We start from the raw sequence: 23,494 nt of genomic DNA, 5'->3' as shown, positions 1-23,494 counted from the left end.
GTCAGTGTGTACGTTGCGGCTTGCTCGGCATTACCACTCAGCGACGGAGCCGTCTTCGTGGGTCCAGACCGGATTGCGCCAGCGATGCCCGACCTTGGCACGTTCCTCGACGAAGGCTTCGTCGATCTCGACCCCGAGCCCCGGGCCCTGGGGAATGGCGCAGAATCCGTCCTTGATCGCCAGCGCGTCCTTGTCGACCAGGTAATCCAGGACGTCGTTGTCCTTGTTGTAGTGGATGCCCATGCTCTGTTCCTGGATGAAGGCGTTGTGACACACCGCATCCAGCTGTAGGGAAGCCGCCAGCGTCAGCGGGCCCAGCGGGCAGTGCGGTGCCAGGGCCACGTCATAGGCCGAGGCCAGCGTCGCGATCTTGAAGCCTTCACTGATGCCGCCGCAGTGGGAGAGATCCGGCTGGATGATGTCGACCATGCCATCCGCCAGCAGGTCACGGAACTGGAAGCGGGTGTGCAGGCGCTCGCCGGTGGCGATGGGCGTCGCGATGCCCTCGGCGATATGCTTGAGCGCGGGCAGGTGCTCAGGTGCCACCGGCTCCTCGATGAACATCGGGTGGAACTGCTCCAGTTCCCGCAGCAGCGCCTTGGCCATCGGGCGGTGCACGCGGCCATGGAAGTCGATGCCGATCCCCACGTCCGGGCCGACCGCATCACGCGCTTCGGCGACACGCGCCACGGCGTCATCGATCTTCTTGTGGGAATCGACGATCTGCATCTCCGGCGTGCCGTTCATCTTGAAGGCCGTGAAGCCCTGGTCGACCAGCGCTTTGGCACCTGCGCCGACATCTGATGGGCGATCGCCGCCCGTCCAGGCGTACATCCGCATCTTGTCGCGCACCGGGCCGCCGAGCAGCTGATGCACGGGCACTCCCAGATCACGGCCCTTCAGGTCCCACAGGGCCTGGTCGATGCCGGCGATCGCGGACATCAGGATAGGGCCGCCGCGATAGAACCCTGCGCGGTACATGACGTTCCACAGGTGCTCGATGTTGCGTGGGTCCTGGCCGACCAGATAATCCGACAGCTCGTGGACCGCGGCTTCCACCGTGGCGGCACGCCCTTCGATGACCGGTTCCCCCCAGCCATAGCAGCCCTCATCGGTCTCGATCTTGAGGAACAACCAGCGTGGCGGAACTTGCCAGGTCTTGAGTCGAGTGATTTTCATGTCGAGATTCCTTGGGATGACGCTCGTGTCGAGCTTGGAAAGCATTGAAGAAGGAAAAGTCGTGGGTCAGAAGCGCGGCGTCTCGAGGCGCGGGTGATCAAGGCCGAATCCGAGATCGCGCGCAGCCGTTTCCAGCACGCGCTCGGCACAGGTACGCGCCATGTCCGGTTGACGCAGGCGGATGGCTTCCATCACGGCGCGATGTCGCTCGAGACTGGCACGGTGATGGGCCTGGTCGTGCTGTTGAGCCGCCTGCTGGGAGGACTCGATCAACTGGCTGATGGAAGAGCGCAGCAAGCTACCCAGCTGGGCCCACACCAGGTTGTGGGTGGCGCGGTAGATGGCCTCGTGGAACGCCACGTCAAATTCGCTGTGAGCTGCCTGCTGCTCGTCATTGGCGGTCGCGACCATTCCCTCGAAGGCGCGCTCCAGCCTTGCGAGGTCCTGGGCGTTGGCCTTGGTCGCCGCCAGGGCGCTGACATAGGGCTCGACGGACAGCCGGAAGGCGTAGATCTCACGCATCAGGGCAGGGTTGATGCCTTCCAGTCCGCTGATCCAGTCGCTCATCAGTGGATCCAGCAGTTGCCATTCGCTCATCGGCCGCACCAGGGTGCCACGGCCGGCAGTGCGCTCCAGCAACCCGGCCCCCACCAGCTGGGCCAGTGCATTGCGCAGCCGGTTACGGCTGGCATCGAAGCGCTTGCAGAGGTCCATTTCACGCGGGAAGTTGTCGTCTGGCTCGAACTTGCCGGCCAGAATTTCACGCGCCAGGCAGGCAGCGATGGCTTCCATGCTGGCTACGGGCTGTCTGGAGCCCGTCATGGCCGGCGACAGTGAATCTTTCTGGCGAGAGGAATCCTGATCCGGCGCTGTATCGCTGGAAGTCTCAGAGAGTGGGTCTGGGCGAGAGATGGTCACGCGAGGCCTCGTGGCTGACGTAGTGCGCAGGGCAAGCTACGGTAAATGTCTGAATGAACCTTAATAAATGTCAGACATTTGAACAAGCCTCAACGAATGCAACTTTGGTCGTTGCCGGCAGGCCAGGTCGCCTTGAGAGGTGGGGAGAGGGTATGGCGAGACTTCGGGCAGGCCGCTGGGATCGGTCGACTCCCCTCAGACCTTGCCATCAATCATCAGTCATCAGCGATCAGCTGATCGATGTGATGTCGCCAGTCCTTGAGTGACTCATCACCGGACAGAAGTCTCTGTCGGGTGACGAGTTCCGCGTCTGTCTCGAAGGTCCTGAGTACATTCCTCAATTGCTGCTGAGTGGCTGGAGTCAGCACGGGAACGTTCGAGGCTTCCTCGGTCTCGTCTTCCAGGACCACGAAGTGGCCAGGGGCCAGATGGAACACCTTGAGCGGGTACAAACAGGCATTCAGATGGGGACCGAATTGCCGGTCCGTAGTGAGAGGGGACTGCGTCCCGACGAGCTGGAGATGGTGAAGCGTTATCCCCTGCACAGTGACATGCCCTTCATGCAGCAAGCCTGCCAGCAAGATCTCCAGCAAGGCACGGTTGAAGCAACCGGTCGTCTGGTCACGCCACTGATCCGCATGGCGCTCGATCTGACGCGGGCCGGGAATCGCGCTGCGTGGCTCGGCCCTGGGGAGCGGCTTGCGGGTCAACACCCTGCGTGCCGCCTGAAGGATGTCCGGCGCAAAGGGTTGGTAGGCGCAATGCTCGATTTCACTGATGGCCTCCGCCTGAGTCAGGCCCGAGTATCTCACCAGCTCCAGGACCTGGACGACCAGCGCCAGGATCGCGGGACTGGCAGACCGCGAAAGCAAGGCCGCCTCCGAGTCCGTCTGGCGGTAAGGCATGTAGTGCTGGCTTTCACTCAGCAGGCTGGCCTCCAGAGGCGCATTGAGCGCTTCTCTCAACACTCGGCTGCCGATATCCGCCTGTTGACGCAACAACTGTTGTTGATCGAACTGAAGCTGCGCCATCGGCTTGAGCAGCGTGTCGGGAAGTGTCAGTCGGCCCATGTCATGGAGCATGGCCGTGCGCTCCAGTGCGCTGATCTGCGCCTCTTCAAGCCCCAGCTCTCTGGCGATGGCCGTCACGTATTCGGCGACGATGAGGTCATTGCCTTCACGCTGGGGGCAGCGTTCATTGCGAATCATCTGCAGGGTATTGATCAGCCTGTCCTCACCGCGCTGCTCAAGCTCGTTTTCCAGACGCCCCATGCGTTGGCGCATCTGACGCTGACGGGTGCGGGATTGCCGGAAGAGGGCATGACCGATGGCCAGGAACAGCAGCAGGCAGGCACCGAGGGTCAGCAGGAGATGCCAGCGCTCCAGACGGCTTTTCTCCTGCATGATGTCCGCGTGGGCTGTCAGGGCCGCATTGTTGATGTCGCCCATGTAGACCCCACTGGCCACGATCCATTGGAAGGGCGGATACAGCGCGGCATAGGTCGTCTTGTCTTCTTCAGGCCCCCCACGGGAGCGGGGGAAGCGGTAATCGAAGAAGATGCCACTTCCCTGCAGGACACCCTCGAGTTCGGTCTTGTAAGGCTGGCGTCCACTGCTGTCCCGATGCTCGGTGGAGAGCAGCGTGCCTTCGGTGCCGGGCAAGAGCGGGTGAATCAGGCGACGGGCGTAGCCGGGGCCGCCCGTCGGATCCAGAATTTCATTGATCCAGACATAGCGACTCTCTCCCTTGTCCAGGCTGGCATGCAGGGATTGACGAAGTTCGTTGGCGACCAGGAATGCCACCATCTGCGGGTCGATATGAATCAGGGTCCAGATGGTCGAGGCGGTGTTGCGAGGGCGTCGAACCTCACCATCCTTGCCCAGGCCCTGCTGGCTCGGGATGGCGAAGATCAGGCCTGCGTCCGTACCACGCAGGAAGTGAGGAATGTCATTGCTCGTGTGCAGGCGCAGATTGAGTTCGGTGGACCACCAATCCGGATAGAGATTGCTCGGCAATTGAACGATATCGATCCAATCCGGGTTGATGCGAAGATCAGGGAACTGACGCAGGAGCTCGGTACTGATATAGGACCGATCTCGACCGGTAAGGTGGGTGATTCCCAGGAAGGGGGCCCGCATCGTCGTCATCATCAGTCGCTGCAGACGATGTTCGTAATCTCGATGCCGTGAGGCAATCACGCCGAGCGTCTGCTCGACCAGCAGGCTTGCCTGCAGACGCCTCTCGCTCGTGATGAGGTCACGCGTGGAGGCCGCATGCAGCGCTTCCATCTCGCGACTGTCTCTTTCGAGAATGATCAACACCAAACCTAGCACCACGCCTGAGAGCGCTACCAGCCCCAACCAGTGCCGAATCGAAAGACCGGCGAATTCTCGCGTGGCGTCAAGGAAAGACCGCCCTGGTGGTGTGTTGTCTGAGGAAAGATCATTATCCTTGATCATCAGATACATCATCCGTGTATTTTTCGTACACTGAGGATACACCACAACGACAAAGCGTTCGTTGCTTGTCGATCACGCACCGAGCGTCTGGTCAACGCCATGCCCAACATGGGGAGATTGCCTGGGAATTGCCGTCTCAAGGTGGCGGGTCTGCGTCCCTTGCGTGCTTGCTAGCATGGTGGGAAATGGGCATGATGACAGGCGCTTTCTTCATGGCTTTCAAGAAGATATCACTTCCCTGGCGGCTTTTTTCCCAAGGGGTTGCCTCCTGGTTCCGTTACTCCCCCATGTTGCCGATATGACATTGCAGAAGCCTTGGGCATAGTGTGATATTTTGCTGTCTTGAATGTTTCAGCCTCTCTTCTTGTTGTCGACAAGATCAATAGTGGAAACCATGCATGAACCGACATGATGAAAAGGTCATCGCAAGCGCCCGCAAGCAGCGTGCCTTGTTTGATGAACTTGAAAAGGCATTGGCTGAAGAGTTGAATGCGCTGGATCGTCCCTCGACTCCCCCCGCCACGTCAGAAAGCAGCCCCCAGGCAACGGACCCGGCTGAAGCGCGTGAGGCTGAATTCAATGCGCGTCTGGAGAGCCTGATCGCGGAATTCGGGCTGGATCGTGAAACGGCACATGCCTGGCTGTGCGATCTCAGTGAGTTCCAGACACGGACGGATTGATGTCAACCATGGTCCTTGCCTGAATCGTCACATTCCATCCTCACGGCGCCAGTCTCCTTGCCATCGCCAGAGGCACCCTTTCGCTGTGCATTTCTGGCGTGATCTCTCCCCCGGCACATTGCGTGGAGACTGGGGGAGGCTCCTGTCATGCGAGTCAGATCTCTTCCCAGATGGCATCCTGCAATTCTTCATTCAATGTCTGTAGTCGCTTCATGCGAGTCAGCGCATGCTCGGTGACATCCCCGGCGAGTTTGCCAAGCAATTCAGGCGAGGTCCGAGCCTCCTGCCAGTCACCTGCCAATAGCGCCTGAGTCATCTCAAGCCCCTTAAGTTGACAGAGCTGAATGAAGGCCAGTTCCTGCTGATAGGCCTGCAACCCCAGCGACCAGAAGACCTGCTGGCATCGCATCCAGGGGGCGAGAGGGTGCACGAGATCATCAGGACGGTTCATCCAGGACAGCGGATGGGCCGTCAAGGGTTTGAAAGGCAGAGATGGCACGACGGAAAGTTCCATGAGGATAGCTCCTTCAGCGGCTGGATAATGCACTGGAAGCTGCTGTCTTGTGTCCCGTCCGTGTCATGATTCACTGGTATTCGAGCAGATTCTGGCCAATAGTGAATTCAGGTCCGCATGTGACGCGAAAGGCAGCATCACCTCATCGTAGTTCTCCGCAGGGGTTGCCGCCACGCCTTGCAGCGTTGTTCCACCACCATATTGATATGCGTCATTCTGGGAGGTGCTCATGATCAACGAAGTCAAATCCGTGCTTGCTGCATTCATCGGCGTTCAGAAGGAAGCCAACCGCAAACGTGACTTCGAGCATGGTCATGCGCTGGACTTTCTGGTGGTAGGACTGGTGATGGCTGCCCTGTTGGTAGGGGGCATGGCGTTGCTGGCCACGGTGATGGCGGCGTGACCTGTCGATAGGCATCGATACCATGATAGAGACCGATACCACGACAAGGTCTGCAACGAAAGAGGTGACCTGAAACGAAAAGGCCCCGTGAACTGGTGTCATCCAGCTCACGGGGCCTTTCATTGGCTAGCCGTCAGGGTTACCAGCGACGAGAGAACAGCGGACTCGTCTGATCGATACCTGTCTGGTAACTCACGCTGAAGATGGACAGCGCGTACAAGGCATCTTCCACATACTGGTCCGAGCGCAGCTGGAAGGCGTCGATGCCACAGCGGCTCATATAATGCAGCTGATCGACCAGCACATCGCCAATGGCACGAATTTCGCCCTGGAAGCCATACCGCTCTCGCATCAGGCGGGCGAGGGTATAGCCACGCCCATCATTGAAGTTGGGGAAATCGACTGCCAGCAGCGGTGCAGTGGCAAGTGCTTCTCCCAGCTCCGGTGTCAGCTCGGTATCGCTGGCAAGCCAGGGGCCAAGCTGGTCAGACCCTTCACCTGCGTCCACCAGCGCCTGCCAGTGTGCCAGAGGCAGCAGGGCAGGTTGCTGGTAGCTGGGCAGGTTACCGTCTTCATCAAGGCGCACGACCTGCCAAGCGTCCTCGGGGACCAGCTGGTTCTGACGGATGACTCCGCCTTGACGCTGATCAGTCAATTCACGTGCTGACGTCATTTCCGCTGTCACCTCAGGCATAGACCCGCTCCTTGAACGGCTTCATGCCGATGCGGTGGTAAGTATCGACGAAGACCTCATCTTCCAGTCGCTGCTCGACATATACCTGCAACACCTTGTCGATGACGTTCGGCATGTCCTCGGCATTGAATGACGGGCCGAGAATCTTGCCGATGGTCGCATTGTCATCACTGCGGCCGCCAAGCGAGACTTGATAGAACTCCTGGCCTTTCTTGTCGACACCGAGAATGCCGATGTTGCCGACGTGGTGGTGGCCGCAGGCGTTCATGCAACCGGAGATGTTCAGATCCAGCGGGCCGAGGTCATACAGGAAATCGAGGTCTTCAAAGCGATCCTGCAGTGCCTGGGCGATCGGGATCGACTTGGCATTGGCCAGTGAGCAGAAGTCACCGCCAGGGCAGCAGATCATGTCGGCCAGGGTGCCAACGGTCGGATTGGCCATGCCCAGCGCGTCCAGCGCCTTCCAGAGATTCTCGAGCTGATCGACCGGCACATCTGACAGCACCAGGTTCTGCTCGTGCGTCACACGCAGTTCACCGAAACCGTACTCTTCCGCGAGGTCGGCCACGGCGTCCATCTGATCAGCGGTGACATCGCCCGGCGCGAGTTCACGGCGCTTTAGTGACAAGGTCACGGCCTTGTAACCCGGGACCTTGTGGCCGACGACATTGTTGGTCACGAAACGGGCAAAGGCCCGGTTCTCGCTGCGCAGTGTCTCGTAGGCCGCAATCGCGTCCTCGCCGACGGCACGACGCGCCGGTTCCGGGAAGTACTCGGTCGCCTTGGCAACCGCCGAGTCTGTCAGTGTCTCGGGGCCATCCTTCAGGTGTGCCCATTCTTCCTCGACACGGCGGCGGAACTCCTCGATGCCCAATGCCTTGACCAGGATCTTGATGCGCGCCTTGTACTTGTTGTCACGACGGCCCCACTGGTTGTAGACGCGGACGATGGCGTCAAGATAGGTCAGCAGGTGCTGCCAATCGAGATCTTCCCGCACGACATCTCCGACCATCGGGGTACGACCGAGGCCGCCACCTGCCAGCACGGTCGCCTTGACGCGACCATCCTCGCCACGTGTCAGGCGCAGGCCGATATCGTGGACCTGGATCGCGGCACGGTCCGCGCTGGCGCCGGTGACGGCAATCTTGAACTTGCGCGGCAGATAGGCGAACTCCGGGTGCAGGGTGGACCACTGACGAATCAGCTCACACCAGGGACGCGGATCCACCGTCTCGTCTTGCGCGATACCGGCGAACTGATCCGTGGTGGTATTGCGGATGCAGTTGCCGCTGGTCTGGATCGCATGCATCTCGACCTGGGCCAGCTCGGCGAGGATCGCCGGGACATCTTCAAGCTTCGGCCAGTTGAGCTGAAGATTCTGACGCGTGGTGAAGTGACCATAGGCACGGTCATAGCGACGGCTGATGGCAGCCAGTGAGCGCAGCTGTGCAGCGCTCAGCATGCCGTAGGGAATGGCGATACGCAGCATCGGTGCGTGACGCTGAATGTAGAGACCGTTCTGCAGGCGCAGGGGACGAAATTCTTCCTCACCCAGGCGGCCGGCCAGATAGCGGTCCATCTGGTCCTTGAACTGAGCTACCCGCTCGTCGACCAGGGTCTGGTCGTAAGTGTCATACCGATACATGTCAGGGGTGTCCTGCGGTCGGGCATCAGGTGGGCGACCACTGATGCGAGTCTTGTTGATGCTGCGGTCACCTTACTCCCTATCTTTTATTCTTTAAAAGAATAAATAATCATACTTTTCGATGATAGGGTTATGAAGAAGATGCCATGAGTGTGCCTACGGCAAGAACGAAAGAAAAGGCCAGAGGCTGCAATATGCGCGTCTGGCCCTGGATGACATCATGTTGCTGCCGTCAATCCTCGTCACGGCCCGTGCCTATCTGGCGGTCGCGGTTCTGATCGTCGGGTGTCGCCGCCCGAAGAAGACACATGCGGGTTTCACTTGACGAAGAATACCGGGCATTGAAGGCCTGCAGGGGCATCGGACGCGCGAAGTGATACCCCTGGAAGGCGCGCACTCCCATGGCCCTGAAGATCTCTGCCTGACCCCGTGCCTCGATTCCCTCCACGACGACCTGCATGCCAAGCGAATGCCCCATGTCGACGATGATGCGTGCAAGCTCCCTGTCTCGTCGGCTTGTCTGTACGTTCATCACGAACGAGCGGTCGATCTTCAAGGTGCCGAAGGGCAGGTTGTGAAGATAGGAAAGGCATGAAAAGCCAGTACCGAAGTCATCCAATGACAGATTCACGCCCAGCTTGCGAATCGCCTCCAGCTGAAAGCGCAGGCTGTCCTCATTGTCGAGCATCAGATTTTCGGTCACTTCGATGATCAGCTGTCGAGGACGTATCGGATGGCGTTCGATCAATGATTCGAGCTTGTGCAGCAGGCCCTGATCCCTGAACTGCATGACAGAGGCATTGACGGACAGGTAACGAGTCTCGATACCTTGCTTTTGCCATTCACTCAAGATGACGGCCGCTTCTTCCAGTACCCAGTTTCCGATATCGATGATCTGCCCCGTCTTCTCCGCTGCCGCAATGAATTCATCGGGCGCAATCAAGCCAAGGTCTGGGTGATGGATACGCACCAGTGCCTCCGCCCCCAGCAATGTTGGAGCATCGAGATCAGGACTTTGCGCCTGGAAGATGGGCTGCAGGTAAAGGCAGAGCCAACCTCTGGTCAGGGCCTCGCGAATCAGACGCTCCTTGAGAAACAGTGGCTCACCGTCCTCCAGAGCGCTGTCGCGTACACAGAGTCGGTACTGGTTGCCTCCCTTGTGCTTGATATCCATGACAGTGCGCTCGAGCAGGCGCATCAGACGACTGGGTGTCTCATCATCCTGGCGAACTTCAAGCCCTGCCTTGCTCAGGCTGAGATTGATGGGCTCCCCCGCCTTGAGAAGCGGCGTCGAGAAGGCCAGTTCAATCCGACGCGCCAGGGCGCGCAATTCGCTTGTGTCACAGGTCATGACGAATTCATCTCCGCCGGAGCGACCCATCCAGGCTGGAGTGCAACTCTTCAGACGTTCTCCTGCTTCCTTGAGCAGGATGTCGCCGTCGACAGGGCCGAGGTGGTGATTGATGCTGTGAAAACGATCGATGTTGACCAGCAGCAGTCCGAAGGGAGCCCCGCCATTGATAAGTGTCTGAAGGTGTGAGTTCAGGGCCAGACGATTCGGCAGCTGTGTCAGCGGGTCGATCAGCTCATGCTCCAGCAATCGCTTCTGGGTCCGCTTCAATTCGGTAACGTCCGACAACAGCATCATGGTGCCGCGTTCGCTGTCATTGGTAGCCGACGGGATGACCACCTGTACCTGCCGGTCCTCTTCGTAGAGGCATTTGAGGGTCATCACCTGGTTCTCGCACGCGTCCCCCTTGCGAAGCGCCGAGCTGATGCGATCGATACAATGAGCATTCTGGCCGATGATCAAGGTATCGAAGGGCGATCCCACCAGTTGCTCTCGCTTCCACCCCGTTACCTCGAGCATCCTCTGGCTGACATCCAGCACTGTACCGTGAGCATCAATCACCAGGAGCAGTGCAGGGGTGTCGCGATAGAAATGCTGATAGCGCTCTTCGTTGTCACGCAGCGCCTCCATCATGATGAAGATGCGCTCGCCCAGGCTATTCAGCTGTGCAATGACCTTGTTGATCTCTCTTGAGCGCGTGAGCGGAATCCTGCGAAATGCCGTCTGCGGATTCTCCAGCTGACGCATGCTGGCGATCGCCCGGTTGAGAGGGACCATCACGTAGCGTTTCAATTGCCAGGAAACGATCAGCAGAACGCAGATGATGATCGAGAGTGCGATGACGAACAGCAGCGCTCCTCCCTGGTATTGCTTGGCAAGCAAGGGAGCATTGGTGCTTTCCATCTCCAGTCGCCCCACGACCTGCGTCACGAGAGAATTGCGATAGACCAGCTCCTGGGAATGTATCATCGGGTCCAGGGCGTCGCCCGCCTTGGTGATCTCCTCGACGAGAGTGCCCTCATGGTTGTAGTAGCGCACTGCATGCACGCTGGGGTGACTGCTCAGCGTTTCCAGATAGGCGTGAATGACATCGTCATCGAAGTTCCAGATCGCACTTGGCAGGGACAGAACCGTGATGTTCATCATCTCTTGATGATCTTCGTGCATGTGCTCGATGGTTTCACTTGAATACAGTGAATAACCCACGACGCCGCTGACTGCACAGATCAACAGGATGAGCGGCGCCAGCACGCGCAATATCCGCCAGCGCAGGGGCGAGGCATCGTGGCCCTCATGACCCTCATACGCCTCTGTCGTGTCGTGAGGCCTGTCCTGTGTCTCGTCATTGCGCATGGCGGCGTGCTCCCTGATGGGCGGCCGTCAGTGCATTCGGTGCTGCAACGCTGGACGATGAAGTGGCATGAGCGGGCATCGGAAGGAAGGGAGAGGCATTAGGGGGAAGTGTCGCGACCTCATTGATCAGATGATCCATCGGTTGCAGGGCAAGGACTTCCAGAGGAATCCTGTCCAGAAAGGCCTCCGGGTCCCCAGCCAGCGCGATCCCCATGGTGTAATAGCGAGTGCCGATATCACGTGCCTGGAGGCTTCCTTGTTGTACCGCGGCGAGCAGGACCAGTGACCAGGCGGTCGCCAGGGCGCCCCCGCCAGCACTGACCTCCATCTCTCCTGAGCGCAGGTGATCGATTCCGGCACGGGTCCATCCCATGCCAGCCACGACGACATCCTTGCCCGAGCGAAGCCCATTGTGCTTGAGGGCATCAATGGCCGCGATGCCCATCAGGTCATTGGCCGCCCATATCATGCGAAGGGGGCGGGCGTCTGTTTGATGTCTCAAGTAGCTTTCGACCTTTCGGTAGGCATCCTCATAACTCCAGTTGGCCTGAAATATCCGATCCAGGGACAGATGGGGGGGCTCTGAGAAGCGCGTCCTGTACACCGCGCACCCGGAGTCGTGTCGCCTCATCATGCAGCCCTCCGACAAGAGCGATGCCTCGACCATCCGACTTGCCATGCAAGACGTCATGGCGATTGATGAGCGCCACCATGCTGTCGTGCCCCCCTTGCTGATGATCAGGCGAAACGCTGCCCAGCCAGTAGGGATATCGGCCAAGTGGCTTGCCCAACGCTCTGGCCTGGCGGGGGGTCAGGCTATTGACGATGATGATCATGGGCACGCGCACGGCATGGCTGATCTCGATCAATGGAACCGCCAGTCCATGGTTGTTGGTGGTGATCAATAGATCCGGAGGGCTCTCTCGGTTCAATACCTGCTTTCCCAGTCGAATGAATTCGTCGGTGTTGCGTCTGGCACTGAAGACTTCCAGATGCATCCCCAGGGATTCAGCGGTCGTCGAGGCAGCGATGATCGCCTGGGCCCAGAACGTTTCCGTGGAATATCCGGGGTTCAGAAACACGACCTGCTTGATGGGACGCAAGCTCTCGGCCTGAGTCATCGTTGAGATGGACATCAATGCCAACAGGGCAAGGGCACGGCACATCCTCGAACATCGTGAAGCCAGTGAAGGTCGCGTCAATCTCATGATGACTCCATTATCGCGTGTGACAGGCTGTCAGGAAGCAAGTCGATCCCCGCGGCTGGCGAGCTGAAGGGGAGAGGGCTGCCTGGCGACGGGTGATCTGACGTGTTCCTCTCCCGGGGCCGCACCATGATCTGCTCGATCAGTCCTGTCGTTCGAGTGGCGCAGGCGAGTCTTTCATCTGCTCCAACACTGCCATCGGATCAAACGCGTAGTCGTCTTCCATTGTCTGCAATCTGAAGCGCGTGAAGTCCACCGTTTCCCAGTCCGGCTGGATCAGCAACGGGCCGTAGATATCGACATTTCCCTGATGGATGGGGCTCATCGGGAAGTGCACGGTTCTGGGGGCCCAGTGGGTGTCATCAGCGTGGTCTCTCAACATCACCATCGCCCAGGCTCCCGCCATGAAATGCCCGCCATCTGACATCACCATGCGCTTGTCCATCACCATGGCGATGCCCTCGGGCGACCAGTTGAGACCCGCGATCAGCACATCCTTGCCCGGCTGCATGCCACTGGCTTCAACCGCTCGGACGGCACCTTCCGCCATGGCGTCGTTTGCCGCCCAGATGAGGGTATTGTGCAATCCCGAGCGTTCGGCCCATTGGAGATAGTGATGCGTGAGCCGCTCAGCATCCGGAAGGTTCCAGCGTGCCTCGAGAATGCGCGTCATCTTGACGGCATCATGCTCAGCAAAGCCATTCAGCATCCCGGCATTGCGAGCGATGGAGGCTGGCGTTCTGGTATCGCCGATCAAGGCGAGCCCGTGGCGCGTTTCACCGGGCGGATAGATACGCGCCGCGTCAATCAATTCGCTGGCCATCCTTCTCCCGGCACCATGGTTGTCGGGAATGACGCTGGCGATCCAGGAGGGGTGGACACTGCCCGGGACGCCGTGAGTTGTCTGCTCCTCCGGGGTCAAGCCGTTCAACAGCATCACGACATGTGATGAGCCGCCATCTGCCAGAGGCAGGAGGTCGGAAGCGGCCTGCTCCTCATTGACCAGCACGAGATAGTCCGGGGGTGTTGCACGCGCCAGGGCCGCACTTGCCAATCGTTTCATGAGGATGGGATTTCGCTCGGCATATACGACTTCCAGCGAGACATTCAGGTCTCGAGCTGCTGCCTGCATCGTCGCCGTGACCATGTTCCAGAATCGCTCCCCAGGCAGCCCCGGATTGACGAAGACGGCGGTCAGATTTCGCCCGGGCGCAAGGGACGCCGCCGTGGGGGGCATCTCGTCGGCCACCCTGGTCATTCTCGAGTGACTGCTGGCCGAGGCAACATCAAGGACTGGTGGGAGGGGGGCTGAGGCAGCGGCAATCGGGGGGCTGAATGCCATGACGCAAGCGACGGGAATCCATCGCCGCGCACTCTTGATCCAACCTCCTGATGTAGCCGTGATCGACATGTCGGCACCCGATGACAAGGATTTACAGTATGACCAACATACTCCAGACCACAGCATGTCATACGCCTCAACAACCGTGTGCTATCACCCGATTTCAACGCTTCGGTCCTCCAGACCGATTCAGAGGCAATGCCAGATGAAAGGGAATCCACGTGGCGGTGATGCCCCCGTGGCGATCTCGAGGTCGACAGGACAAGGCCACCACGGCCCTTTGATGAAGGAAGAGGGCGAGACTCAGAGCCGCAGCAACTGCCACTCTCTGCGTTGCCAGATGGCACTGAAGACAAGAGAGTTGAAGATTCGATACCCGAGCTGAGTGCACCAGATGGCCAGCAATCCACCCTCCAGATGCACCCCGAACCACCAGGCGAGCGGGAGGAAGAGCAGCCATTGGATGGCCAGGGTGGCGGTCATGACCGTGCGATTGGCACCAGCCCCGAGCAACGCCTGAGCCAGCACGATGGCCGCGCAGTCCATGATGATCATCACGGCGGTCAGCTGTAACGGGAGCTTGCCCAGCGCGATCAACTCCGGGCGATGCAGGAAGAGGCCCAGCACGCTTTCCGGTGCCGCCCAGAGCGGCAATCCCAGCAGCATGAGGCAAGGCAGGGCGATGCGCACCGTATCCCATCCCCAACGATGGGCATCTTCATGGTGATCGCGCCCCAACGCCTGACCCACCAGACTCATGGCCGCCAGCCCCAGACCGACTCCTGGCAGAATGAGCAGCAGGGAGAGATTGACCAGCACATGACCCACCGCCACGCTGGCCGCGTCGATCCTGCCCAGAATCCAGAACAACACGGCATAGCCCGCCGCAAACCACAGCTGTTGGAAGGAATGGGGCACCGCTAGCTTGAGCAGCGTCAGGTAGTGTCTCAGTGGCGGCCAGGCATGCAGTACGCCATGTTGTCTGCGCTCTCCCAGGGTCGCCTGCACCCACAGGCCCAATGCCACGAAGAGGGACAGTGTCGTACCGGCACCTGCACCATCGGCACCCATTCTGGGGGCGCCATAGAGTCCATGGATCAAGATGATGCTCAACACCACATTGATCAGCTGGGTGATCAACATGATGCGCAGATAGATACCGGTGCGCTGAAGTCCATTCCAGAATCCGCGGAAGCAGAATGCCATGGCGACAGGCACGATGCCGGCGACGCGCCATTGGAAGTAGGAGGTGGCCGTTGCGTGGACCTCAGGCTGATCATTGATCAGACGAAGCAAGGTGTCTGCCCAGTGATGGCAGGCCAACATCACGGGAATGCCCACCGACAATGCCAATATCAGTCCGGCATTCAGCCCTTCGCCGCAACGTTCGGGGGCAGATTCTCCCAGCCGTCGAGAGGTCTGGGCCTGCACGGCGGATGACAGCCCGAAGATCAAGGCCGTGACCATGAACATGGCATAGCCCCCGACCCCGACTCCCGCCAGCGCCGTCTCACCAAGCTGTCCTACCAGGGCGGCATCGATCAGATTGAGAAGGCTCTGCGACAGCATGCCACCGATGATGGGCAGTGCCAGCTTCAGAATTCTCAGGCTGCGTTGGCGTTCAGGCAACATCACGCACGCCCCATCGCCGGTGAATACCGCCGCCGGCAATCTCCAGGGTCACCTTCAGACGATGCCGCCGCGCAGGGCAGGACAGACGGGATGGATGCGCAGAACAGGGACACAGACGGCTCGCAGGTCAGAGGGCAGGGAAGGACAAAGGAAGCCATTATAGCGTGAGGTGTCACAGGCAGCATCCGGTGCATGACGCTGACCGAGACTCTGCTGAGTCAACCAGCCCCACGCAAAAGGGCACCTGCGCTGGCAGGTGCCCTTTGCATGATTGTGCGAGATACGCTTGGCGGCTTGGCAAGTCTTCGTACGACCTGATCTAGCTGGCGTTGTCCGGATCGTAGCTCAGTACCGGTGACAACCAGCGCTCCATTTCGGCGAGTGGCATGCGCTTGCGCTCCGCCAATGACAGCACCTGGTCCCGGGTGATCTTGCCGGTGGAGAAGTACTTCGACTCAGGATGGGCGAAGTACCAGCCGGAAACGGCGGCGGCAGGCCACATGGCGAAGCTCTCGGTCAGCACCATGCCGGCATGCGTCTCCGGTTCGAGCATGCGGAACAGCGTGGCCTTCTCGGTGTGGTCCGGACAGGCCGGGTAGCCGGGCGCCGGACGTATGCCCCGATACCGCTCGGCGATCAGTGCCTCGTTGTCCAGCACTTCTTCGGCGTCATATCCCCAGAACTCCTTGCGGACACGTTCGTGCAGGCGCTCGGCAAAGGCTTCGGCGAGACGATCCGCCAACGCCTTGACCATGATGGCGTTGTAGTCATCGCCAGCCTCCTCGTACTGTCTGGCCAATTCATCCGCCCCATGCCCGGTGGTGACGGCGAAGCCACCGATCCAGTCCGGCTTGCCACTGTCTCGGGGAGCGATGAAATCGGCGAGGCTGTGACAGACGCCGTCGCGGTTCTTGGTCATCTGCTGACGGATGTGGTGGAGGTGCTCGATGACGTGAGTACGCGACTCATCGGCATAGACCTCCAGGGTATCGTCGTCGACACAGTTGGCTGGCCAGAAACCGATGACCCCACGTGCGGTCAGCACCTTCTCATCGATCAACTTGCGCAGCATTTCTCTGGCATCGGCGAACAGGGCACGCGCGGCGTCTCCGACCACCTCATCCTGCAGGATCTTCGGATACTTGCCTGACAGCTGCCAGCTCATGAAGAAGGGCGTCCAGTCGATACGCTCGACCAGTTCGTTGAGATCATACCCATCGAAGACCTTGAGGCCCGTGAAACTTGGCGCCGGCGGCGTGTAATTCTCCCAGTCAGGCTGGAAGCGGCGCTTGCGCGCCTGGGCATAGTCAAGGTCCGCAGCCTTCGGGCGTCGTTTGGCATTGCGCTCACGCACCACGGCATACTCGCTGCGCACCTGATCGACGAAGTCGGGCTTGAGCTCGGGTGACAGCAGACGAGACGCCACGCCCACGGCGCGCGACGCATCGGTGACATAGATGACCGGATGCTCGTACTGTGGCTCGATCTTGACCGCTGTGTGCGCCTTGGAGGTGGTGGCGCCCCCGATCAGCAACGGCAACTGCATGCCCCGACGCTGCATTTCCCTGGCGACGCTGACCATCTCGTCCAGTGATGGCGTGATCAGGCCCGAAAGCCCGATGATATCGGCCTTCTCGTCGATGGCGGTCTGCAGGATCTTTTCGGCGGGTACCATCACGCCCAGATCGATCACCTCATAGTTGTTGCACTGAAGCACCACGCCGACGATGTTCTTCCCGATGTCGTGGACATCGCCCTTGACGGTGGCCATGACGATCTTGCCCTTGGCCTGGGTCTCGCCGCTCTTCTCGGCCTCGATGAAGGGGATCAGGTGGGCGACCGCCTGCTTCATGACGCGCGCCGACTTCACCACCTGGGGCAGGAACATCTTGCCCGCACCGAACAGGTCACCGACGACATTCATGCCATCCATCAAGGGGCCTTCAATGACCTCGATGGGGCGCGCCGCCTGGACCCGCGCCTCTTCGGTATCTTCCTCGATATGCGTGGTGATGCCCTTGACCAGCGCGTGCTCGATACGCTTGTTGATTGGCCAGCTGCGCCACTCGAGATCTTCCTTCTTCTCGCCAGTACTGCCATCACCCTTGTACTTGTCGGCAATGTCGAGCAGACGCTCGGTACTGTCATCACGACGATTGAGCACCACATCCTCGACGGCCTCACGCAACTCATCGGGTAGATCATCGTAGAGCGCCAACTGGCCGGCGTTGACGATGCCCATGCTCAAACCCGCCTGGATGGCGTGATAGAGGAATACCGAGTGGATCGCTTCACGCACCGGGTTGTTGCCGCGAAACGAGAAGGACACGTTGGAGACACCACCGGAGATCATCGCATGCGGCAGGTTGGCATGGATCCAGCGCGTGGCCTCGATGAAATCGACACCGTAGTTGTTGTGCTCCTCGATGCCGGTGGCTACGGCAAAGATGTTGGGGTCAAAGATGATGTCCTCGGCCGGGAAGCCGATATCTTCGACCAGCAATCGATAGGCGCGCTCGCAGATCTCGATCTTGCGCTCATAGGTGTCGGCCTGTCCGACATCATCGAATGCCATGACCACCACGGCCGCGCCATGGCGTCGACAGATCTGCGCCTGGTGACGGAAGCTTTCCTCGCCTTCCTTGAGCGAGATGGAATTGACCACCGCCTTGCCCTGGATGCACTTGAGCCCCGCCTCGATGATGTCCCACTTGGAGGAGTCGACCATGATCGGCACCCGCGAGATATCCGGCTCCGAGGCGATCAGATTCAGGAAGCGCACCATGGCCTCCTGTGACTCCAGCATGCCTTCATCCATGTTGACGTCGATGACCTGCGCGCCGTTCTCGACCTGCTCGAGAGCGACTTCCAACGCGGTGGTGTAATCCTCTTCCTTGATCAGGCGACGGAAGCGCGCGGAGCCGGTGACGTTGGTACGCTCACCGACATTGACGAACAACGAGTCCGGCTGGATGTTGAAGGGCTCAAGCCCCGACAGGCGGCAAGCTCTGGCGATCTCGGGCACCTTGCGGGGCGCGCATTGATCCACCACACCCTTGATCGCGCGGATATGTTCCGGCGTGGAACCACAGCAGCCACCGATGATGTTGAGCAGACCCTCCGCGGCGAAGGTCCGGATGATCTCGGCCATCTCGTCCGGGGTCTGGTCGTACTCGCCGAATTCATTGGGCAGGCCCGCGTTGGGATGTGCAGACACGAAGGTATCGGCCTTCTCGGACAGCTCACGCAGATAGGGGCGCAGTTCTTCGGCGCCGAGAGCACAGTTTAGGCCGATGCTCAGCGGGCGAGCGTGGCGTACCGAGTTCCAGAAGGCTGCGGTGGTCTGGCCGGACAGCGTGCGTCCCGAGGCATCGGTGATGGTGCCGGAGATCATCACCGGCAGGCGCGGGTGACCCTCGTCGAACAGCTCCTCTAGGGCGTAGATCGCCGCCTTGGCATTGAGCGTGTCGAAGATGGTCTCGATCAGGATCAGGTCCGCGCCGCCCTCGAAGAGCGCCAGCGCAGCTTCGCGATAATTGTCGCGCAGGATATCGAAGGTGACGTTGCGCTTGGCGGGGTCATTCACGTCGGGGGAGATGGAGCAGGTGCGGCTGGTCGGGCCGAGCACCCCGGCGACGAAGCGCGGGATGCCGGTCTCGGCGGCCACGTCATCGGCTGCCTTGCGCGCCAGTCGCGCCGATTCGAGATTGATCTCGTACACCAACGCCTGCATGCCGTAATCGGACTGCGACAACTGGGTCGCATTGAAGGTGTTGGTCTCGACGATATCGGCGCCGGCCTCGAAATAGGCGCGGTGGATCGCTTCGACGATATCCGGGCGTGTCAGGGCCAGCAGGTCGTTGTTGCCCTTGATGTCACTGGGCCAGTCGGCGAAGCGTTCACCACGGAAGTCTTCCTCTTCCAGCCCATAGTTCTGCAGCATGGTGCCCATGCCACCATCGAGGATCAGGATACGCTCCTGCAGCGCCTGTCTCAGCGCGTCAGACAGGGGCAGGGAATAGGGAACAGGGGGGTGGGCTTGCGCCATGACGGACTCCAGCGTACGTGACTTGTCGCGTTGTTTCCCGGACGTGTGACTCTGTTTGCCAAGCAAGGACTTTGCCAGGCAAGCCACACGCCACAGGCGCGAACTCATTGCTATTGGGAAGCTCTGGTGAAGGATCCGCTCGCGGCATCCTCGCCTTGCCAGATGTGGCTATCCTATCAGACCTCAGAATCGTCACGATGAGCATGATTCATGCGCAACATGAGTGCTTTAGGAAAGCCCACCCGGGAATGGCCGCGCCCATGGCGCCAAACCCGAGTGATTTGCTCAGGATTGCGAGTGCAGCAGGATTTCCTTAACATGGAGCCATTAGTCACCTGACATCAAGAGAGTCTCTGCGCCATGAGTGAGAGCATCCAGATTACCGATAGCGCCCAGGAGTATCTTGCCGAGCTGCTCGAGAAGCAGAACGTGGAAGGCATCGGCGTGCGCATCTTCATCACCCAGCCGGGCACTCCGTATGCCGAGACGTGTCTTGCCTACTGCCGCCCGGGAGAAGAAGAGCCGACCGACGAGATTCTGGATCTTCCGAAGCTGAAGGTCTATCTCGACACCCACAGCGTTCCGTTCCTGGAAGAGGCGACGGTCGACTTCAATGCGGATCGCATGGGCGGCCAGCTCACCATCAAGGCACCGAATGCCAAGATGCCCAAGGTCAATGCGGACAGCCCGCTGGAAGATCGCATCAATTACATCCTCTACAGCGAGATCAATCCGGGCCTGGCGGCACACGGTGGTGAGATCAAGCTGATGCAGCTGACCGACGACCAGGTTGCCGTGCTGCAGTTCGGCGGCGGGTGCCAAGGGTGCTCGGCCGTTGACCTGACGCTCAAGGATGGCGTGGAGAAGACGCTTCTGGAGCGCATCCCCGAGCTCGCCGGCATTCGTGACGTGACCGATCACACCGATACGACCAATGCCTATTACAACTGATTCATTGACGTGATGCCTCAAGGCGCCTGTCGATAGCGTGCGCCTGCGACGTCCCGTCCAGCTTGATAAGATGAAGATCCTCCATCGCGTTGCGGTGGGGGATCTTTTCATTGGGAAGCTGGTACCGGGAGCAACCCCGCGTAATACATCCGAGTATTAGGATTTCTGGTATTGTGAAGATGAATGCTGCAGATGGCGCCTACGCTGACGCCTCATGACGGCTTGCCCGATGACCGTATCCACCAGTGAAGAGACCGCCATACATGACCCTGGCCAACATGCGCTTTCGTACCATCAACATCATCATCTGCGGACTCTCCGCACTGGCAGGGCTGGTGTTGCTGGTCGTGTTGGCTTTCATCACCCGCAACGTGTCAGAACTGGAAACGGACTGGCACGAATATCAGCAGGCACGTTCCGACAAGCCACGCCTGGAGAGCCAGCTTACCAAGTCGATGGGCTTCGGCGGGATGATCCATGACTTCAAGAACCTGGTGTTGCGACATGATGAGGCGTTGATTCCCGAGATCCAGAATGAAATCGGCGCAGCCCGCAGCGCCTTGTTCCGCTACCAGAGTCTGGGGATCAGTCAACAGGAAGAAGTGGCCCTCCATGGGCTGAACGAGACGCTGGACCGTTACGACGCCATGGTACTGAAGGTTCGTCAGCTGATGGCCACTGATGAGTCGGTTCGCGAGATCGACCGACAGGTCGTCGTGGATGACTATCTGGCCGTGTCCGGGCTGGACACCCTGCGCAGCGTCGCCATACGAGAATCCCGTGACAATGCCAATCCGTTGGAAGATGGCATGGGCAAGGCGCGCCTGGTCGCCAACCTGCGTCGGGACATGGGGTACGGCGAGATGATCCACCACTTCAAGAACTATGTTCTGCGCGGGGACGCCATCTATGGACAGCAAGCCGCCCAGGACATCCAGTCGCTGCGTGAGACGCTTGCGGCCTACCGCGAGATGGGCATGAACGTGGCAGAGCAGCGTGCGATCCGCGATATCGCCAGTGTCATCCAGGCCTACAGCGAGCGCCTGCTGACGATCAGTCATCTACATGATGAGCAGCCCGGCATGTCAGCCAGTGAGCTTGACGCTCGCGTCAAGGTCGACGACGCCCCAGCGATCGAGGGCCTTGCGGTCCTGGATCATCAAAGCGATCAACGCGTCGCCGCCACTTCGGCGGCGGTCGGCAAGACGCTCAAGCTGCTGGCGACGCTGGCCCCTATCGTCAATGGCCTGGCGCTGATCATGATCGCCGTGCTGATCGGGCTTTCCATGTGGCTGTTCGCTCGCTATGTGCTCAAGCCGATTCGCCGCCTCACGCAGACGATGAACACTCTGGCCAATGATGATGTCAGCGTAGTGATCGACAGTACTCAGCACACCAATGAAGTCGGCCAGATGGCGCGTGCGTTGCAGAAGTTCAAGTACAACATCATCGAGAGCAACAACTACAAGAAACGCATCACTCAGCTGGCAATGCATGATTCCCTGACAGGCCTGCCCAATCGTCAGCATTTCTATGAGAGAAGCGAGCAGTGGCTGGCTGATGTCAATGAAGAGGGCGGTCAGATGGCCTGTCTGATGCTGGACATCGACAAGTTCAAGCCCATCAATGACACCTATGGTCACGCGGCTGGTGACGTCGCCCTCAAGGTGATCGCGGAGAGGCTCAACCAGGTGGTGCGCAAGGACGACTTCGTCGCACGTCTGGGCGGCGATGAATTCGTGGTACTGGTCCACAATGCCGACATCCAGGCAAATCTGGGGCGCCATGGTGAACTTGCCCAGCTGGCACAGCGCATCATCGATTCATTGGGCAAGCCTTTCCTCTATGAAGACCACAAGCTGGAAGTGGGGTGCAGCATCGGTATCGCGATCGCGCCGCAACACGGCAATCAACGTGAAGCGCTGACTCACAATGCCGATATGGCGCTATATGCTGCCAAGAATGAAGGCCGCAACTGCGCCATCCAGTTCAGTCGCCACGATGAACTCGGGCAGATCGTGGCGTCCTCCTCCAGGCGAGCCGCTTCCTCGACGGCCGTGAAACGCTGACCTGCCGCTCGGGCACACGTGCGAAGGGGATCTGCTGACATCGTCAGAGACCGCATGTGACGTCTTCACGATGCCTGCCGCGACGGCATCTCTTCATACCCTTTCTTCTCCATATGGCGCCTGCGGGCGCCATATGTCGTTCTACTGTCAGTGACGCTTACTGCACTCAGGAGCGGCTGGCGATAGGGGATGGAGGATAGGGGCATGGCATGACTGGCGTCTGCGCGGTGGGCGGAGGCGTGGCGATTGCCCCGTGGAGCGGCTCATGCGATGGGGTGATAAACGATAATTTCCCGTTATGCATGAGCGCTTCGCAAATAAACTATGGTTTGCAAGACTCATAACGGTTTGTTATGGTTTATAGCGAATTCGCCAACTGCGAAATAATCTATGAAAACCATGACAATGACTTCCACGATTCAGGGCCTTGCCCACCACACCCATGATGCCGTGATCAACCGCGCCACGACGCCGCTGTTCATCCGTCAGCCGACCACTGATGACGGCTGGGGCATCTATGAGCTGGTCAAGGCATGCCCGCCGCTGGACCTCAATTCAGGGTATTCGTACGTTCTGCTGGCAACCCAGTTCCGTGACAGCTGCGCCGTGGCGACGGATGAAGAGGGTGAGGTGGTCGGCTTCGTCTCGGGCTATACCCGCAATGATGCCCCGCAGACCTTCTTCCTGTGGCAGATCGCCGTCGGTGAGAAAGCCCGCGGGACTGGCCTGGCACGTCGTCTGATCGAAGCCGTGATGAAGCGCCCGGAGATGGCCCATGTGCGCCACCTCGAAACCACCATCACACCTGACAACGAAGCGTCCTGGGCACTCTTCACGCGTCTGTCCGAGCGCTGGCAGGTCCCCCTGCATTCGCGTGAGTATTTCTCCTCGGATCAGTTGGGCGGCGTGCACCTCGCGGAGAACCTGGTACGTATCGGTCCGTTCCTGCCGAGCGATATCTGAGCCAGCCATGGTGCCTCAAGACGCCATGGAGAAGTCTCGGGTGAGGCGGCGTCACGATTCTCGTGTCGGACCTCGAGGAGAATCACGT

General features: G+C 59.8%; 17 protein-coding genes. 5 read left to right on the top strand and 12 right to left on the bottom strand.

Features of this window, described 5'->3' with window-relative positions; genetic code table 11:
* Positions 1–30: 30 nt before the first annotated feature.
* From dgoD to QD172_RS00630, 3 genes are all read right to left on the bottom strand, one after another.
* A complete protein-coding gene (gene dgoD / locus QD172_RS00640) occupies positions 31–1,179 on the bottom strand; it encodes a galactonate dehydratase (RefSeq protein WP_136937796.1) in 1,149 nt (382 codons plus the stop codon).
* Between the two features lie 66 nt (positions 1,180–1,245).
* Positions 1,246–1,971 (bottom strand): FCD domain-containing protein, encoded by a 726-nt coding sequence (locus tag QD172_RS00635; protein WP_279854556.1) that lies wholly within the window; start codon positions 1,969–1,971, stop codon positions 1,246–1,248.
* Positions 1,972–2,312: 341 nt separating this feature from the next.
* Positions 2,313–4,385 carry a cache domain-containing protein gene (locus tag QD172_RS00630; protein ID WP_279854555.1) on the bottom strand — a complete coding sequence of 691 codons (2,073 nt, stop codon included), beginning with the start codon at positions 4,383–4,385 and terminating at the stop codon, positions 2,313–2,315.
* 569 nt (positions 4,386–4,954) lie between these two features.
* On the opposite strand from QD172_RS00630, the gene QD172_RS00625 reads away from it, so the two are divergent.
* Positions 4,955–5,236 carry a hypothetical protein gene (locus tag QD172_RS00625; RefSeq protein ID WP_084208667.1) on the top strand — a complete coding sequence of 94 codons (282 nt, stop codon included), beginning with the start codon at positions 4,955–4,957 and terminating at the stop codon, positions 5,234–5,236.
* 154 nt (positions 5,237–5,390) lie between these two features.
* Here QD172_RS00625 and QD172_RS00620 read toward each other — a convergent pair whose 3' ends face one another.
* The gene (locus QD172_RS00620) at positions 5,391–5,750 is read right to left on the bottom strand and encodes a hypothetical protein (RefSeq protein WP_176493923.1); all 360 of its coding nucleotides are present in this window, start codon (positions 5,748–5,750) and stop codon (positions 5,391–5,393) included.
* A gap of 229 nt (positions 5,751–5,979) precedes the next feature.
* On the opposite strand from QD172_RS00620, the gene QD172_RS00615 reads away from it, so the two are divergent.
* Positions 5,980–6,153: a DUF2970 domain-containing protein gene (locus QD172_RS00615; RefSeq protein WP_077376348.1), complete on the top strand. Its 174-nt coding sequence runs from the start codon at positions 5,980–5,982 to the stop codon at positions 6,151–6,153.
* A 139-nt stretch (positions 6,154–6,292) separates the two neighbouring features.
* Here the strand turns inward: QD172_RS00615 and QD172_RS00610 are convergent, their stop codons facing one another.
* From QD172_RS00610 to metH, 8 genes are all read right to left on the bottom strand, one after another.
* Entirely contained in the window at positions 6,293–6,847 is a 555-nt protein-coding gene (locus tag QD172_RS00610; RefSeq protein ID WP_084208669.1) for a DUF934 domain-containing protein, read from the bottom strand.
* Positions 6,840–8,492: a nitrite/sulfite reductase gene (locus tag QD172_RS00605; RefSeq protein ID WP_077376353.1), complete on the bottom strand. Its 1,653-nt coding sequence runs from the start codon at positions 8,490–8,492 to the stop codon at positions 6,840–6,842. The genes QD172_RS00610 and QD172_RS00605 overlap by 8 nt, the downstream gene beginning before the upstream one ends.
* Positions 8,493–8,724: 232 nt before the next feature.
* Positions 8,725–11,196: a GGDEF domain-containing phosphodiesterase gene (locus QD172_RS00600; RefSeq protein ID WP_279854554.1), complete on the bottom strand. Its 2,472-nt coding sequence runs from the start codon at positions 11,194–11,196 to the stop codon at positions 8,725–8,727.
* Positions 11,186–11,698 carry a hypothetical protein gene (locus QD172_RS00595; RefSeq protein WP_279854553.1) on the bottom strand — a complete coding sequence of 171 codons (513 nt, stop codon included), beginning with the start codon at positions 11,696–11,698 and terminating at the stop codon, positions 11,186–11,188. The genes QD172_RS00600 and QD172_RS00595 overlap by 11 nt, the downstream gene beginning before the upstream one ends.
* A gap of 28 nt (positions 11,699–11,726) precedes the next feature.
* Entirely contained in the window at positions 11,727–12,362 is a 636-nt protein-coding gene (locus QD172_RS00590) for a hypothetical protein (RefSeq protein WP_279854552.1), read from the bottom strand.
* 181 nt (positions 12,363–12,543) lie between these two features.
* Complete coding sequence (locus tag QD172_RS00585; RefSeq protein ID WP_279854878.1) at positions 12,544–13,638, bottom strand: ABC transporter substrate-binding protein; 1,095 nt, start codon at positions 13,636–13,638, stop codon at positions 12,544–12,546.
* 408 nt (positions 13,639–14,046) lie between these two features.
* Positions 14,047–15,375, bottom strand: a complete 1,329-nt coding sequence (locus tag QD172_RS00580; protein ID WP_084209709.1) for an MATE family efflux transporter — start codon at positions 15,373–15,375, stop codon at positions 14,047–14,049.
* Between the two features lie 319 nt (positions 15,376–15,694).
* Complete coding sequence (metH, locus tag QD172_RS00575) at positions 15,695–19,423, bottom strand: methionine synthase (protein ID WP_279854551.1); 3,729 nt, start codon at positions 19,421–19,423, stop codon at positions 15,695–15,697.
* Between the two features lie 360 nt (positions 19,424–19,783).
* On the opposite strand from metH, the gene nfuA reads away from it, so the two are divergent.
* The 3 genes from nfuA to ectA all read left to right on the top strand — a co-directional run bounded on the left by nfuA (position 19,784) and on the right by ectA (position 23,406).
* Positions 19,784–20,374 (top strand): Fe-S biogenesis protein NfuA, encoded by a 591-nt coding sequence (gene nfuA, locus QD172_RS00570; protein WP_077376371.1) that lies wholly within the window; start codon positions 19,784–19,786, stop codon positions 20,372–20,374.
* A gap of 263 nt (positions 20,375–20,637) precedes the next feature.
* Positions 20,638–22,443 (top strand): diguanylate cyclase, encoded by a 1,806-nt coding sequence (locus QD172_RS00565; RefSeq protein ID WP_084208674.1) that lies wholly within the window; start codon positions 20,638–20,640, stop codon positions 22,441–22,443.
* A gap of 405 nt (positions 22,444–22,848) precedes the next feature.
* Complete coding sequence (gene ectA, locus QD172_RS00560; protein WP_077376377.1) at positions 22,849–23,406, top strand: diaminobutyrate acetyltransferase; 558 nt, start codon at positions 22,849–22,851, stop codon at positions 23,404–23,406.
* Positions 23,407–23,494: the final 88 nt, after the last annotated feature.

The organism is Cobetia sp. 10Alg 146 (genome assembly GCF_029846385.1).
GTDB lineage: Bacteria > Pseudomonadota > Gammaproteobacteria > Pseudomonadales > Halomonadaceae > Cobetia > Cobetia marina.
The sequence above is the reverse complement of the archived record's forward strand: the minus strand, read 5'-3'. Positions and strand labels throughout refer to the sequence as shown.

What these genes read in the sequence shown, in the direction of transcription:
- QD172_RS00605 (WP_077376353.1), bottom strand. Translation starts at nt 8,492, where the DNA reads ATGTATCGGTATGACACTTACGACCAGACCCTGGTCGACGAGCGGGTA.
- metH (WP_279854551.1), bottom strand. Translation starts at nt 19,423, where the DNA reads ATGGCGCAAGCCCACCCCCCTGTTCCCTATTCCCTGCCCCTGTCTGAC.
- QD172_RS00610 (WP_084208669.1), bottom strand. Translation starts at nt 6,847, where the DNA reads ATGCCTGAGGTGACAGCGGAAATGACGTCAGCACGTGAATTGACTGAT.
- QD172_RS00590 (WP_279854552.1), bottom strand. Translation starts at nt 12,362, where the DNA reads ATGTGCCGTGCCCTTGCCCTGTTGGCATTGATGTCCATCTCAACGATG.
- nfuA (WP_077376371.1), top strand. Translation starts at nt 19,784, where the DNA reads ATGAGTGAGAGCATCCAGATTACCGATAGCGCCCAGGAGTATCTTGCC.
- QD172_RS00630 (WP_279854555.1), bottom strand. Translation starts at nt 4,385, where the DNA reads ATGGAAGCGCTGCATGCGGCCTCCACGCGTGACCTCATCACGAGCGAG.
- dgoD (WP_136937796.1), bottom strand. Translation starts at nt 1,179, where the DNA reads ATGAAAATCACTCGACTCAAGACCTGGCAAGTTCCGCCACGCTGGTTG.
- QD172_RS00620 (WP_176493923.1), bottom strand. Translation starts at nt 5,750, where the DNA reads ATGGAACTTTCCGTCGTGCCATCTCTGCCTTTCAAACCCTTGACGGCC.
- QD172_RS00600 (WP_279854554.1), bottom strand. Translation starts at nt 11,196, where the DNA reads ATGCGCAATGACGAGACACAGGACAGGCCTCACGACACGACAGAGGCG.
- QD172_RS00585 (WP_279854878.1), bottom strand. Translation starts at nt 13,638, where the DNA reads ATGCCCCCCACGGCGGCGTCCCTTGCGCCCGGGCGAAATCTGACCGCC.
- QD172_RS00625 (WP_084208667.1), top strand. Translation starts at nt 4,955, where the DNA reads ATGAACCGACATGATGAAAAGGTCATCGCAAGCGCCCGCAAGCAGCGT.
- QD172_RS00635 (WP_279854556.1), bottom strand. Translation starts at nt 1,971, where the DNA reads ATGGAAGCCATCGCTGCCTGCCTGGCGCGTGAAATTCTGGCCGGCAAG.
- QD172_RS00580 (WP_084209709.1), bottom strand. Translation starts at nt 15,375, where the DNA reads ATGTTGCCTGAACGCCAACGCAGCCTGAGAATTCTGAAGCTGGCACTG.
- ectA (WP_077376377.1), top strand. Translation starts at nt 22,849, where the DNA reads ATGACTTCCACGATTCAGGGCCTTGCCCACCACACCCATGATGCCGTG.
- QD172_RS00615 (WP_077376348.1), top strand. Translation starts at nt 5,980, where the DNA reads ATGATCAACGAAGTCAAATCCGTGCTTGCTGCATTCATCGGCGTTCAG.
- QD172_RS00565 (WP_084208674.1), top strand. Translation starts at nt 20,638, where the DNA reads ATGACCCTGGCCAACATGCGCTTTCGTACCATCAACATCATCATCTGC.